At 73.4% G+C, this 14,606-nt stretch carries 8 protein-coding genes; 5 read left to right on the top strand and 3 right to left on the bottom strand.

The genetic code is table 11. The annotated features are described in order from the left end of the window. Positions 1 to 45: 45 nt before the first annotated feature. The 3 genes from RB608_RS26570 to RB608_RS26560 all read right to left on the bottom strand — a co-directional run bounded on the left by RB608_RS26570 (position 46) and on the right by RB608_RS26560 (position 7,844). A complete protein-coding gene (locus RB608_RS26570; protein WP_308091111.1) occupies positions 46 to 732 on the bottom strand; it encodes a response regulator transcription factor in 687 nt (228 codons plus the stop codon). Next, positions 729 to 2,219, bottom strand: coding sequence for an ATP-binding protein (locus RB608_RS26565; protein WP_308091110.1), 1,491 nt, complete (start codon positions 2,217 to 2,219; stop codon positions 729 to 731). Before RB608_RS26565 ends, RB608_RS26570 begins: the two co-directional genes overlap by 4 nt. A 207-nt stretch (positions 2,220 to 2,426) precedes the next feature. Next, entirely contained in the window at positions 2,427 to 7,844 is a 5,418-nt protein-coding gene (locus RB608_RS26560; protein WP_308091109.1) for a PKD domain-containing protein, read from the bottom strand. Between the two features lie 337 nt (positions 7,845 to 8,181). Between RB608_RS26560 and RB608_RS26555 the strand changes: the two genes are divergently transcribed. Genes RB608_RS26555 through RB608_RS26535 form a run of 5 tightly spaced genes read left to right on the top strand, consistent with a single transcriptional unit; the run spans position 8,182 to position 14,539 of the window. Further along, positions 8,182 to 9,570 (top strand): hypothetical protein, encoded by a 1,389-nt coding sequence (locus RB608_RS26555; RefSeq protein WP_308091108.1) that lies wholly within the window; start codon positions 8,182 to 8,184, stop codon positions 9,568 to 9,570. After that, complete coding sequence (locus RB608_RS26550; protein WP_308091107.1) at positions 9,567 to 11,069, top strand: polysaccharide biosynthesis C-terminal domain-containing protein; 1,503 nt, start codon at positions 9,567 to 9,569, stop codon at positions 11,067 to 11,069. Before RB608_RS26555 ends, RB608_RS26550 begins: the two co-directional genes overlap by 4 nt. Further along, positions 11,066 to 12,103, top strand: coding sequence for a sulfotransferase domain-containing protein (locus tag RB608_RS26545; RefSeq protein WP_308091106.1), 1,038 nt, complete (start codon positions 11,066 to 11,068; stop codon positions 12,101 to 12,103). The genes RB608_RS26550 and RB608_RS26545 overlap by 4 nt, the downstream gene beginning before the upstream one ends. Then, positions 12,100 to 13,353, top strand: coding sequence for a hypothetical protein (locus RB608_RS26540; protein ID WP_308091105.1), 1,254 nt, complete (start codon positions 12,100 to 12,102; stop codon positions 13,351 to 13,353). The genes RB608_RS26545 and RB608_RS26540 overlap by 4 nt, the downstream gene beginning before the upstream one ends. Positions 13,354 to 13,366: 13 nt before the next feature. Continuing rightward, positions 13,367 to 14,539, top strand: coding sequence for a hypothetical protein (locus tag RB608_RS26535; protein WP_308091104.1), 1,173 nt, complete (start codon positions 13,367 to 13,369; stop codon positions 14,537 to 14,539). Positions 14,540 to 14,606: the final 67 nt, after the last annotated feature.

The raw sequence follows: 14,606 nt of genomic DNA, 5'->3' as shown, positions 1-14,606 counted from the left end.
GTCGCCGCGCCGCCACCTCCTGGGTCGCACGACCCGGAGCAGGGCTCAGCTCTGGGGCGGGTGCCAGCCGACCTTGTACGCCGCGCCGACCGCGGCGAGCTGGGAGCTCATCTCCAGCTTGGCCAGGATCGACTTCACCTGGGTCCGCACCGTCGCCTCGGACACCACGCTGGAGCGGGCGATCTCGCGGACCGGGGCGCCGCGCATCAGCGCGCCGAGCACCTCCATCTCGCGGCGGGTGAGGCGGTCCAGCCGGGCCCGGATGTCGCGGACCTCGTCGCGGTCCTGGAGGGCGAGCTCGATGAGCGAGCCGCGCTCCTGCGCGTTCATCAGCGGAAGTCCGTCCCGCGCCCGGCGGACGGTGGTGACCACCTCCTGCAGGGGACAGGTCTTCACGAGCACCGCCTTCGCGCCGCGCCGCAGGCACTCACCCCGCCGGGCGTCCTCGCTGCTCCCGGTCACGACCACCACCGCGACGCCGGCGGCGGTGAGCGGGGTGATCAGCCGCATGCCGTCGCCGACGTGTCCGAGGTCGAGGTCGAGCAGGGCCACCCGGGGTGCGCTGCGCAGGGCCGTGGCGAGCACGGTCGCGAGCGTGGTGTGCTCGTCGGTCAGGTCGATCCTGCGGACCAGGTAGCCCTCCGTCTCCAGGGTGAGCGCGACCGACTCGGCGAAGAGCGCGTGGTCGTCGATGATGGTGATCCGCATCGGCCGCGGAGGTCCCGTCGTCATCCGCGTGCGCCCGCGGTGACGGCCGGGGAGACGACCGGAGGACCGGCGGGCGGGGGTGGCGAGGCCGATGCCGGAGGAGGTGTCGTCCGCACGGCGCCGGCGTCGGCGCTGTGCAGCGTCACCACGAAGGTCGTGCCCGCGGTGGCCGCCTCCGTGCGCTCGAGCCGCAGGGAGCCGCCCAGCTCGAGCATCAGCCGATGGGCGCGTTGCAGGCCGATGCCCTGTCCGGTGGACGCGCTGCCGCGAGCGCCCCATTGGAAGAGCCGGTCCTCGAGCCCCGGCTCGATCCCAGGACCCCGGTCGGAGACCCGGAGCTCGACGACCTCGCCGACCGACCGCGAGACCACCGCGGTCGCGTGCCCGCGGGCGTGGCGATGAGCGTTGTTCAGCAGAACGTTGAGGACCTCGGTGAGGGCATCGTGGCGGCCCACCACCCGGTGCCCACCGGGCTGCCAGGCCACCGGGTGTCCGAGGGCGTCCTGCGCGACGACGAGGGGCCCGACCAGGTCGTCGACGCAGAGCACGTCGAGCTCCTCGGGGCTCTCGGCGAAGCTGCGGCCCAGGCGGGCCACTTCGGCGTCCACCATGTGACTCAGCGCCGTCCGGCGGGGCCCCGGAGGGACGGTGTCGCCGGTCAGGAGATGGACCCCGGCGACGATGCCGGCCGTGGCGGCGCGCATCTCGTGGACCACCTCACGGTCGTGCTGCACCGTCGCCTCGGCCGCTGCCGCGCGGAGCAGCAGCTTGGCCTCGCGAACGGCCGTGTCCTGGAGGGTCGTGAGCAGGAGCCCGATCACCGTCGTGGCGAGGAGGGCACTGCACAGGACGACGCCGACCATGGCCAGCGGTGGCGGCTCCGACGCCTCGAGGAGGGTCGCCCAGACCCGCGCGGCGAAGAGGGCGAACACCCCGCAGCTGACCCGCACGGCCGCCCATCGGGGCAGGGACGAGCGCATCAGGGCGACGGTGACCAGGACGATCCCGACGGTGATCGCCGCCAGCACCGCCAGGTCCGGACCCCGTCGCACCGACAGGAAGGGGGACGGGTCGAGGACCAGCAGGCTCAGCCGGACGCCGAGGACGAGGCAGCCGAGGAGGAGCCCGCCCAGCAGCGGGCTGAACCGCGGCGGGTGCTGGTCGCGGGTGCGGACGGTGAACACCAGGAGCACGACGGCCACCGTCGCGAGGTGGCCGCTGGTCAGGCGATAGCTGTGACCCCCATGGGTGGGATCGGCCACGGAGATGATCAGCAGGGGAAGGTCCTGGACGGCGACGAGGATGGCGGCGGTGGCCAGCCGGGCCCGGATCAGGCTGTGGCGCAGCCGGGCGTCGAAGGACAGCACCAGCGCGCTGCCGAGGAGGACGAGATCCGCGAGGACCATGCAGATGTGACCGGCCGTCGTCATCGGGTCGATCGAGGGGTCCTCCATGAGAAGGACCGCGTACGGGTGCAGCATCAGTCCGGCGAGCAGCAGGGCCCACCACACGGGCGCGCGCTCGGACGAGACTTCTGGACAAGGCGATGACCGTCGAGTGACCGCCCGAGAAACCCCCCACGGGTGACGGAACTGACGGCCCGATTGGGGACGCGTCATGACGCGATTATGCGTGGAACGCAGGACTCTCGTCACCAAACAGGGGAACGTACCCAATTTTTGACTGTGCAGGTCGCCCCTTGGTGGAACATCACCACCTCAGGGCGTCGCGACCACCACCTGCCGGCTGACGGTCGTGGCGGCGCCCCAGCCGTCGGTGACCGTCAGCGTCACGGTGTAGCTCCCGGCTGCCGGGAAGGTGTGCGAGGTGGACGAGGACGTCGAGTTCGGCGTCCCGTCGCCCCACACCCAGCGGTAGGTGATCGTGTCGCCGGTGTCGGGGTCGTTGGACCCGACCGCGGAGAAGTTGCAGGACAGGCCCGCACACGCCGGCGGGTTCAGTACGGCGACCGGGGGCCGGTTCGCCGGGGGCGTCGTGATGGTCACCGTCTGGCTGCTCGTGGCGGTCACGCCCCACTCGTCGCGGGCGGTGAGGGTCACGGTGTAGGTGCCCGGCGCGGTGTAGGTGCGGGACGGGACGGGGCCCGAGCCGCTGCCGTTGCCGAAGTTCCACGAGTACGTGAGCGTGGCCGGGCTCTCGTCGGTCGAGCCGCGGGCGTCGAAGGCGCAGACGTTGGCCGTGCAGGCCGCGGTGAAGCCGGCGACCGGCGGGTTGTTCGGGGGATGGACCACCGTCGCGTGGCGCTCGTAGATCGCGCTGACGAAGTCGTGCTGGTCGATCGCCCGCACCCGCACCGTGTAGGCGCCGGGCGGGATCACCGGGGTCGTGTAGGAGAAGTTGGACCCGGGCGTGCCGGGGCTGTTGAGGAAGGCCGTCCGCCAGCTGGCCGAGGTGCTGGTGAACGTCCCGGAGGAGCTCATGTACTGGCCCGCGGCGTTGACGATCGCGACCTCGACCTCTTGCATGGCCTGGTCGTCCTCGGCGCGCCCGCTCACGAAGATCTTGCCGTCGAGGAACTCGGTGCCCTCGATCGGGTTGAGCAGGGCCTCGTTCATGACCGGCGGCTGGTCACCGGGGTAGATCGGGTAGCGCGAGGTGGCGCCGTTCGTCGACGGATCCTGTTGGCCCGCGGTGTCCCAGGCATAGGCCGTCACGGCCCAGTCGCCCTGGGTCGGCAGCGCGACGTTGAGGGTCCACGTCGTGCTGGTGGCGCCGGGGTTGGCGAGGGTGGCGTCGAGGGTCGCGAGATTCGCCGACAGGGTGCCGTTCGGCTGCAGGTAGCGGCTGGTGTCGCGGTCCTGGATCGCCACCCCGACCCGGGCCACGCCCTTGTCGTCGGTCGCCGCGCCCGCGAGGTTCAGCAACAGCACCTGCTGGCCGTTGATCGTCCCGGTCGGCGTGATCGTCGCGTTGGGCGGGCTGTCGCCGGGGATGGCGGCGTTGAGCGTGAGCCGGCCCTGGTTGGCCGACGAGGTGCTCAGCCCGATGTCGTCGGAGGCGCTGACCGTGAACGAGTAGGTGCCGGGGCTGAGGGCGAACGGCGTGGTGTAGCTCCAGTTGTAGCTCGCCTGGTTGAGGTTGACCGGAGAGACCCGGTAGGAGCCGGCGATCACGCTGGTGCCCCACGAGCCGTCCGCGGCCAGGCGCTCGCCCGTGGAGTTGTTGCGCAGGGTGATCGACACCTCCGCGAGCGACTCGTCGTCGTTGGCGGAGCCGGCGAAGGTGATCGCGCTGCCGGGAGTCACCGTCACGGTCTGCACCGTGGTGGGCGGGACCATGGTCACCGGCTGGGTGATCGACACCGTCGGCGGTTGGCCGTTCTCGGTCACGATCCATCGTCGGTCGGCGGTGTCGAGGTCGGACTGTCCGGCCGTGTCGGTGGCGCGGGCCTGCGCCCACCACTCGTCCTCGTAGGGCACGGTGATCTCGTAGGACCACGTGGTGCTGGTCGCGCCGACCACGTCGGGATCGACCTGGAAGGTGTTGTAGGTCCCCGAGACCGTGCCGTCGTCCTGCAGATAGCGGTTCTGGCTGTCGCGCAGGGTGAAGCTGACGCCGTTGACGCCGAAGTCGTCGGTGGCGCTGCCGGTGATGGTGAAGGTCAGCGCCGCGATCGGGCTGCCCGGGCCGTTGACGCTGGTGTTGGGCGGCTGGTCGGCCGTGCCGAAGGTCTCGAACTTCTTGGTCGCCTTCGTGTTGTCGGCGGTGCCGTTGCCGGCGACCGCGCGGGCCCGGACCAGCAGCTCACGGTTGGCCGTCATCGTCAGCGGCAGCCGCCAGGTCCGCGTGGTCCCGGTGCCCGGGTCCAGCGTCGCGTTGAACGTGTTGGAGGTCGTCGATCCCCACGTCGTCAGGTCGTCGGCGAGATAGCGGCCCGAGCCCCGGTCCATCACCTCGAGCTCGACCCGCTGGATGCCGGAGGCCGCGGTCGCCGTACCGGTGAGCTCGAAGGCCTCGTCCACGGGCTCGATCCGGCCCTCGATGGGCGCGGTGATCACGGTCTGGGTGCCGTTCTGGGCGGCGACGTTGGCGAAGTCGAAGAACGCCACCCGACCGACGTTGTAGCTGCCCTTGGTGTTGCCGTCGCCGCCGACGAAGAGACCGCGCGGGGTGGCTTCGATGTGCTTGTCGCCCTCGTAGGAGTTGGACGGCGCGAACCACTCCAGGGCATGTCCGTCCGCCGGGTCGAGGGCGGCCAGGTGGAACCGCTTGACCACCGCGTCCCCGAGCGCGTACGCCGACAGGCCCTGTCCAGTGCCGTAGCCGACGTCGTCCAGCCCGGGCCACGGGACCGGCGCGGTCGCCGACTCCGCCCACTGGAAGTGACCGCCGATGTAGATGCCGGCCTCGGTCGCGGCGACGGAGTAGACCGAGTCGAAGTGGCGCGAGATCCACAGCGGCTGGGCGTTGCTGTCGTCGTTCAGCGCGTAGGCGATGACCGTGTCGTTGATGGGCGGACGGTCACCACCGGAGCCGCTGGTCACGACGAAGTAGGAGTCGTCGGGGCCGATGTCGCCGCCGTAGGCGCGCTGGATGCCGCCGACGAACTGCAGGTTGTCCTCCCACAGGCTGGTCTTCCACGGCGTCAGCTTGTTGGTGCGGGTGTTGATGATCGCGACGCCGTAGCGGTCCTTGCCGTTGACCTGGCGCCCGGTGTGCACGACGAGCAGGCGGCCCTCGTCGTGGGTGAGCTTGAGCCGCTGCACGGCGAGCTCACCGTTGGTGCCGATGCCGCCGGTGATGTTGTTGACGAAGTCCGTGCGGACGGCGCCCGTGACGCCGTCGAGGGCCGCGAGTGCCCCGCGGGGCACGTTGTTGACGGTGGTGAAGCGGCCGCCGGCGTACACCGTCGTGTTGGTGACGGCGAGCTCGTTGACCTTGCCGTTCGCATTCGCGGTGAAGGTGTCGATCGGGGCGCCGGTCGTCGGGCTGATCCGGGCGATCGCCTTGCGGCTGAGTCCGTTGACCGTGCCGAAGTTGCCCGAGATGTAGAGCTTCGTGCCGTCGGGCGAGGCCTCGACGGCGTCGACCTGGCCGTTGGTGAAGGTCGGCCGGAAGGTCGTGTCGACCTGCCCGGTGCTCCAGTTGTACGCCGCCAGGTAGGCCTGGTTGACCGTCGTTCCGTTGTTGGGCTGGCGGATCGACGTGAACGAGCCGGCGACGTAGACGCGGTTGCCGACCACCTCGATGTCCCAGATCTCGCCCGTGGTGATGGTCGGTTGGTTGGTGCGCGGCGTGTCCGGCACCAGCGCGGTGTGGCCGGGCGGCGGGTTGGGCGGGACCGCCGTCGCACTGCTCGTGGCCTGGTCGGTGTGGCCCTGGCCGTCGCCGACGGTGAGCGTCACGGTCCGGGTGCCCGGAGTGGCGTAGGTGTGCGTCGGGTTCACGCCGGTGCCGGTCTGGCCGTCGCCGTACTGCCAGGTGTAGGTCAGCGGGTCCTTGTCGACGTCGAAGGAGTGGGCGGCGTCGAACTCGCAGGTGAGGCCGGCGCAGCCGGTCGAGAACTCCGCGACCGGCGGCTCGTTCGTGCCGGTGGCGTCGACGCCGGGGTCGAGCACGACCGAGAACAGCGTCGAGCGCGAGGCCGTGGTGCTGGTGGTGGCGGTGCGACCGGACAGCGGGCCGACGGGCACGGCGCCGTCGGAGTCGCCGAGGATCGCGCTCACCTTGCCGGTGCCCGTCGCGGTCGCCTGGGTGCGGGTGGGAGTGCCTGCCGGCAGCGTCCAGGTGGTCGGGTCGGTGGACTTCTCGCTCCACAGGTTGACCAGCCACGAGTTGGCGTGGGTCGCCGTCGTGGCGGGCGTGGTGTGGCTGGTGGCCGGGCTGTTCGCGCCTCCGACGGCGGATGCCCCGATCACGGCGGGCCCGGTGCTGCGGTAGGCGGCGACCGTCATCACGGACTTCACATACGCGCTGCCCGTGACGGTGACCGTACGGCCCGCGTCGGCCGCGGTCGCGGCGCGGGTCCAGGCCCGGCCGCGCATCCCGTTGCCGTCGCGGGACTGCAGCAGATCCCAGCCGGGGAGGGTGTCCTCGATCGTGCTCGTCGTGGAGTTCGTGACGAGGAACAGGACCAGCCGGTCACCCGGTTCGACCGTTGTGGGGACGGTGACCGAGTGACCGGGGCGGTTGCCGGCGGTGCTGGCGGCGCCGACGTAGGTGACCTGACCGGCCGTGACGGCGACGTCCGGGCTGACCTGACGGGTCGCGGCGTCCTGATGGCTCCCGTCGCTGACGGTGAGGGCCACGGTCCGCGGACCCGCGCCGGCGTAGGTGTGCTGCGTCGTGCGGCCGGTGCCGGTCGCGCCGTCGCCGAAGGCCCAGGCGTAGGTGAGCGTGTCGCCGTCGGGGTCCTCGGAGCCGGAGGCGTCGAAGGAGCAGACCAGTCCGCTGCAGCTCGCCGTGAAGGAGGCGTCCGGCGGGTTGTCGGTCAGGTCGCCGGGAGCGATCACGACGGAGTACGTCGCCGAGCGCGAGACGGCGGTGCTCGTCGTCGCGGTCCGCGCGGCGGCGCTGCCCGTGGCGACCGGGCCCGCGGAGTCGCCCCAGACGTCGCTCACCTTGCCGCTGCCGGTGGCGGCCGTCGTACTGCGCTGGGTGACGCCGGCCGGCAGCGTCCAGGTCGTGTCGGTGGACGACTTCTCCGCCCAGCCGCTCACCAGCCAGGAGCCGGCGGCCGGGACCGCGGTCGTGGGTGCCACGTGCTCGGTGCCGGACGTGTCGGAGCCGCCGGCGACCGCCGTGACCGAGGGGGTGGCGCCCGTGCTGCGGTAGGCGGCGACCGTGAGGACCGACTTGGCCGCGGCACTCGTCGTGACCGTGACATTGGCGTTGCTGTCGTCGGCCGTGGCGGTCCGCGACCACAGACGGCTGCGGATGCCGTTGCCGTCGCGGCCGGCCACCGAGGTCCAGCCGGCCAGCGGATCCGGGATGGTGCTGGCCGTCGAGTTCGTGGTGAGCGAGAGCAGCAGCACGTCGCCGGCCCGCACCTCGGCGGGGACCCGAACCGTGTGGGCGGTCCGGTTGCCCGCCGTGCTGGTGACGGTGACGAAGGAGATCTCCCCCGGCGCCGCCTCGGCGGACGGCGCGATGGGCGCGAGTGCGGGGACGATCACGAAGGCGGTGATGATGGGGACGACCGCCCGGGTGATGCGCCTCCATCGTCGGCTTGGGACCGGTTGACGCCGACTGGTGGTGGTTGAACGCATCTGCCTCACCGTCCCCGCACTCGCATGGTCCCTCGGTCCCGAGGGCGCTGCGATCGTGTCAACCAGGACGGTCCGCGGCATGACCGATATTGGGCAGGATTCGCGCGAGCGGAGCGGCGCCGACGGTGGCGGGCGCCGCCCATCCCACAAATTGGGGGTATCCGCGCATCTGTCGTTCCGGAGCCGCCGTCCCGTCCCATAGTGGGGCGGTCGTCGTGGAGATGACCGCAGGTGGGGAGGTGCGATGGGACAGCGCCGCGCAACACGACTCGTGCTCGTCGCCGTACTGGTGGCCGGGCTCAGTGCGGCGGCCGCGGTCGCGTGGGCTCGCCACCGCCAGGGCGAGCACGTGGCCACCGCCGTGATCATGCTGCACCCGCTGGAGGGCAACGCCTACAGCCCGGGAGGCCGGGGCGACGACCTCGTCAACCTGGAGACCGAGGCGCAGGTGCTGCGCTCGGACGCCGTGGCCCGCGCGGTCCTCGACCAGCTCGGCGCGCCGGGTGAGCCGAGCGACCTGCTCGGCGCCACCTCCGTCGTGGTCCCGCCCAACACCCAGCTCCTGGAGATCACCACCCGCGGGGCCGACGATGCGACCGCGGTGGCCCGGGCGTCTGCCTTCGCGGACGTCTATCTCCGGTTCCGCAGGTCCCGCACCGAGTCGGCCGTGTACGAGCGGACCTCGCGGCTCGAGGAGCTCGTCAGTCTGCGCGAGGGTGAGCGCGATGCCGCGTTGGAGCGGCTCGACAAGCTCGCCGCCGCCGCTCCGGAGCGCGAGCTGATCGAGCAACAGGTCCAGGAGGTCGTCGTCCAGATCAGCTCGTTGCGCGCGCAGCTCGCGGCCGCCCAGGCCGTCGCCCTGGACCCCGGGCAGCTGGTGACGCCCGGCCAGGTCGTCAGCGCCGGACCGTGGGCGGACCCCGTGCGCTCGGGTCTCGTCGCCGCCTGTCTCGGCGCGCTGCTCGTGCTGTCCGTCGCGGTCGCCCGGGGCCGGCGCCCGGTGGGCCTCGGCCTGAGCGACCTCGCCGACGGCGGGGAGGGGAGCCCTGTCCCGCTCGGTGTGCTCAGGGCCCCGGTCCGGGCCGACAGCGACGTGATCGCCCACGTGCGGTCCGTGGTGCTCGCTGTCGGCTCGGACCGGCCGCCGGTCGTGACCGTCGCGGTCCCCGGCCGGAGGTACCCGCTGGCCTTCGCCGCCCTGGCCGAGTCCCTCACCCGCGCCCGGTACGAGGTGGTGACCGTCGATCTGGCCCTGCCGGCGGCGATGGCGGCGATGGCGGAGCTGGTCCTCCAGGAGGCCGTCGTCGACGACGTCCTCGTCGCGGACGGCGACTTCCACAGTCGGCTGCAGCCGCTGACCGAGGTGACCCGGCCGCCTGCGGACTTCGCCGACCTCGCGGCCTCCGCCGAGATGCGGCGCAGTCTCGCCGAGCTCGCCAAGCGCGCCGACCTCGTCCTGGTCCGCTCGCCGGGGCTCGGCACCCCCCTCGGCCGGGCGGTGCTGGCGGCCTCGACCGCCGTCGTCCTCGAGGTCGGGGCGGGTACGTCGACCCGGGCCGACCTGGACGCCGTACTGGCCGAGGCGCAACGGGTCGGGACCCATGTCGTGGGTGTCGTCGAGGTCGACCCGTGACGGCCCCTCGCACACCGTCCGCCACGGACGGAGAGCACCGCCACCTGCGTGCCGTCGCGCGGGGGAGCGCGGCCACCTTGGCCGGTGCGGTGCTCAGCACCCTCGCGGGCTTCGGGCTCGTCCTCGTGGTCACCCGCAGCGTGCCCCCCGACACCGCCGGCCGCTTCTTCGCCGCGACCGCGGTCTTCCTGGTGGCGCTCGCGACCGCGGGTCTCGGCACCGACACCGGGCTCGCGCGGTTCGTGCTGCGCGACGACCGGCCCGACGTCGTACGACACCTGGTGCGGGTGGCCGGCGCTCCGGTCCTGCTGGTCGCCTGCGGCCTGGCGCTCGCCCTCGCGGTGGGCGTCCCGGACGCCCGGCCGCTGGTGTGGGCGCTGCCGCTCGCCGCGGCGGCGGACCTGTGCCTGGCGGCGGTGCGGGCGCACGCGCTGTTCCGGTCCACCGTCGTCGTGGACCGGATCGTGCGCCCCGGCCTGCAGGTCCTGCTCGTCGTGGCGGTGCTGCTGCTCGGGCTCCCGGGCGCGTGGCTGGCGGGCGCCTGGGCGGCGGCGTACGTCGGCAGCGCGGTGCTCGCGGGCCGTGCCCTCATCGCCGTCACCGGCCGCGCCGGGCGCGGGACGGGGGATCGCGGGCAGGTCGGCCCGCGCGCGTTCTGGTCGTTCACCTGGCCGCGGGCCGTCGCCCGGATCGCCCAGGTCGCCGTGCAGCGGCTGGACATCGTGCTGGTCGCCTGGCTGCTCTCGCCGGCGCACGCGGCGGTCTACACGGTCGCCACCCGGTTCGTGGTGTTCGGCCAGCTCGCCAACCAGGCCGTCTCGACGGTCGTGCAGCCGCGGTTCACCATGATCCTGGCCGGACCCCCCGACGAGGCACCGGCTCTCGTCAACCGGGTCTTCGGCGTCACCACGGGCTGGAGCATCCTGCTGGCCTGGCCGGTCTATCTCGCGGTCGCGGCGGCGCCGGCCGCCTACCTCGGCTGGTTCGGGTCGTCGTACGTCGCGGGGGAGGCCGTCGCCGTCGCGCTCGTCATGGCCGGCGGGATGCTCGTCGCCGTCGCGTCCGGGCCCGTCGACACGCTGCTGCTGATGACAGGCCGCAGCGGCCGCAGCCTCGCCAACACGCTCGTCGCGCTGGCGCTCGACATCGGGCTGTGCCTGGTGCTCGTGCCGCGGATGGGCATCGCCGGCGCGGCCGTGGCCTGGGTGGTCGCCGTGGTGGTGCGCTGTGTGCTCGCCGTCGTCCAGCTCCGCGTCGAGATCGGGCTGGCCCCGCCGGTCGGCCCGCTGCTCCTCGCCGCGGCGCTGCCGGTCGGCTGCGTCGGCCTGCCGGTCGCCCTCGCCGGACTGACCGGCCTGTCGCCGCCGGCCTGGCTCGCGGCCTGCGCCCTCGCCGGCAGCGGGTACGCCGTCGTGGTGTGGCGGCTGCGCGCCCGGCTGGCCGTCGACGTGTTCGCCGCGGGACTGCGCCCGGCCCGGAGCCTGGCGGTGGCGGCGTGATCCGCGCCCTGGCCGGCCGGCTGCGTCCCGTGCTCCCCTCGCCGCTGCGCCGTGCCGCCAGAGCCGTGCTGCTGGCCTGGGGCTGGCTGACGGCCGGTCTGCGACAGGAGCCGGACATCGTGGTCGTCGGCGCCCAGCGGGCCGGCACCACCACCCTCTTCCGCCTGCTCAGCGAGCACCCCGAGCTGTGCCGGCCGACGGTCGACAAGGGCACCGGGTACTTCGACGACGGCTACCGGCACTCCCGGCGCTGGTACCGAGCGCACTTCCCGCTGCGCCGGACCGCCCGCGGCCGGCGGACCTTCGAGTGCAGCGGCTACTACCTCTTCCACCCTCTGGCCGCCGAGCGTCTCGCCCGTGACCTGCCGGGCTGCCAGGTCGTCGCCCTCGTGCGCGACCCCGTGGCCCGCGCCTACTCCGCCCACCGGCACGAGAGCGCCCGCGGCTACGAGAACCTGCCCTTCGCCGATGCCGTCGCGCTGGAGGCCGTGCGCACCGCCGGCCAGGCCCACCTGCTCGTCACCGACCCGGGCGCGACCAGCTTCGCTCACCGCCACCACGCCTACCTCCAGCGGGGCGAGTACGCCGGGCAGCTCGCCCGCTATGTTGCCGCGCTCGGCCGGGAGCGCGTGCACGTGGTCGACGCCGGTGCCCTGTTCGCCGATCCCGTGGGGGTCTATGTCGACCTCCAGCGCCGGCTCGGCCTGAGCGTCCACCGCCCCGACGAGGTGGGGCGGTGGAACGAGCGCCCCGGCGACCCGCTGCCCCCTGACCTGACGGCCGCCCTGCGCCGCCGCTTCGACGGTCCCGACGCCGCCCTGGCCGAGCTCCTCGGCAGGGCGCCCAGCTGGCGAGAGGAAGTCTCGTGCCGCGATCCGCGGCAGGGCGCCTGCTACGCGACACCGGAGCGGCCCGTCGGCGGCGTTGCCGACGCTCGACAGACGCCCAGTCAGCCTTCGCGCCGGCGCCTGGCCGACGCACCCCTCTGGCGCCGCTCGCGACGACGCCCCACCACGGATCGAGGCACGACATGACCGACCTGCACCCCCACCGCACCCCGTCCCGTCCCCTGCTCACGGCGGCCGGCCGGCATCGGCTCGCCCGGGTCACCCGGTGGCGGCCCCGCCTGCGCGAGGTGCCGGTGGCCAAGCTCCTGCTGGGCGGCCAGAACGGCATGAGCGCCGCCGCCTTCGCGGCCGCGCTGGAGGACCCGCTGTGGCCCTCGCGCCGGGTGGCCGACGGACCGCATGCCGGGCTGCTCGCCCTGGCCACCCGGCCGGGTGGCCTCTCCGACGCGCAGCTGCTCGCGACGCCCTACGCGCGGATGGCCCGGACCTGCATCCGGCGCACCGGACGCTACTTCGCGGCCGAGGACGCGGGCGGGATCGTCGAGCAGGCACGGGAGTTCCTGGCCAGCGGCGACGCGGGGGACGGTACGCCGCCCCCGGGCGACCTGCACTCGCCGCCGGGGCAGCCGGTGCTCGTCGTACCGATCGCCCACTCGGACTGCTACCAGGTCCTCGACGGCCACCACCGGGTGGCGCGCGCCGCCGCGGAGGGCGCGGTGACGTTGCCGGTGCGGGTACGCCGCGGCGCGGTGACCACTCCGCTCCAGGACCTGCTGGGCAGCATGTCGTGGCTCGAGGGCGGCCACCAGCTCTACCAGCCCGTCGACGCGCCCGAGCTCGCCGCGCAGTGGCCCACGGTGCGCTGCTGCGTCGACCGGTTCGAGGCGATGGACGCGCTCCTGCGCCGGGTCATCGGGCCCACGCTCTCCGGAAGCTATCTCGACGTCGCCAGCTGCTACGGATGGTTCGTCGCGCAGATGGGCGGACTGGGCTTCGAGGCGGAGGGGATGGAACGGGACCCGCTGGGGGCGACGCTCGGACGGCTCGTCTACGGCCTCGACCCGGCGCGGATCCGGACCGGTGACGCCGTCCGGCTGCTGCGGGGGACCCGGGAGACCTGGGACGTCGTGTCGTGCTTCAGCCTGCTGCACCACTTCGTGCTCGGCCGCGGCAGCTGCGACGAGGTCGAGCTGGTCCGGCTCCTCGACCGGGCGACGGGACGGGTGCTCTTCCTCGACACCGGGCAGGACCACGAGCGCTGGTTCCGGTCGTCGCTGCGTGGCTGGGACCCCGACCACATCCGTGCCTTCCTGCACGAGCACACGACCTTCGACCAGATCCTCGACCTCGGTCCCGACCGGGACGCGGTCGGCCCCTACGCCGACAACTACGGCCGTCACCTGTTCGCCTGCATCCGCACCGCGCCGGTGTCCTGAGATGGGCCCGCCCGTGGGATCCACCGATCTCCTCGACGCGGCGGCCGAGCTGTGGCCCGGCGCGGACCTGGTCCCGGCCGACACCGCCCAGGACGGTCGGCCCGTGCGCGCCAGGTACGCCGTGATCAGCCGCGGCAGCAGCCCGGTCGTGCTGGTGCCGGTCGAGTCGCCGGTCGCCGCCGGCGCCTCCCTGCGGCGGATCAGCACCGCCTCGACGTGGTGGGACACGACGGCGCGGGTCGCGGCGGGGGCGATGGTCCGTGCGGTCCCCGGGCTGTTGCGGCACCGGGTCGAGGTCCGTGGCGGCGCCGACGGTCTCGCCGAGCATCTCTCCGAGGTCCTCGGCACCCCGGTCAGCTTCAGCATCACCATCGGCACGGCCCGGGTGAACAGGAAGCCGGTGCTCCAGGTGTTCGACGCCGAGGGACGCTGTCAGGCGTTCGTCAAGGTCGGCTGGTCCGGCAACACCTGCGCCGACGTGACGGCGGAGGGCCGGGCGCTCGCCGCCGTGACGGCCCGGCCCTACCGGTACGTCATCCCGCCGGAGCTCCTCGCCCGGACCTCCTGGCAGGGGCGGCCGGTCCTGGTGGTCAGCCCCCTGGAGCCCTCGCCCTGGCGGCGGCACCGGAGCGCGTGGACGCCGCCCACGGCCGCGATGGACGAGCTCGCCGCCCGGTTCGCGTCGGCCGACGGCGAGCTCACCTCGGCCGCGTGGTGGAGCCGCCAGTGGCAGGCCACCGGCACGCTGCCGGACCCGGTGTCGCGCAGCCGGTTCGGCCGGGCGTTGGAGCGGGTCGCCGCGATCGCCGGCCACCGTGAGCTCCGCTGGGGTGCCTGGCACGGCGACTGGACGCCGTGGAACATGGCTCCCGCGGGCGATCGGGTGCTGCTGTGGGACTGGGAGCGCTTCGAGACCGGTGTCCCGCGCGGCCTCGACGCCCTGCACTACGTCGTCAACGCGCTCAACTCGGGAGCTCCGGCGTCGGCGGAGGGGGTGCTGCGGGCGCTCGCGCTGGCGTCGTACCGGGACCGGAGCCTCGGCGGCGAGCCGCACGTGCAGAGCCTGCTCTACCTGGTGGCGATCCTGACCCGCTATCTCCGGCTCGTCGACGTCCCGGGCGGCGAGCACATCTCCTCCCGGGCGATGCAGACGCTGGTCGCGCTGGAGCACCTGGCCGACGTCTAGGACGTCGGCCAGGTGCCCTCGACTACCCGGGCGCTGTTGCTACTACCCGGGTGCTGTTGCACCTGAA

It is taken from the genome of Nocardioides sp. LHD-245 (assembly GCF_030929495.1).
Lineage (GTDB): Bacteria > Actinomycetota > Actinomycetes > Propionibacteriales > Nocardioidaceae > Nocardioides.
Note: the sequence above shows the minus strand (reverse complement) of the source record. Positions and strands in the feature narration are given on the sequence as shown.

Coding starts and splice junctions, on each gene's coding strand:
- RB608_RS26570 (WP_308091111.1), bottom strand. CDS start 732: ATGACGACGGGACCTCCGCGGCCGATGCGGATCACCATCATCGACGAC.
- RB608_RS26555 (WP_308091108.1), top strand. CDS start 8,182: ATGGGACAGCGCCGCGCAACACGACTCGTGCTCGTCGCCGTACTGGTG.
- RB608_RS26540 (WP_308091105.1), top strand. CDS start 12,100: ATGACCGACCTGCACCCCCACCGCACCCCGTCCCGTCCCCTGCTCACG.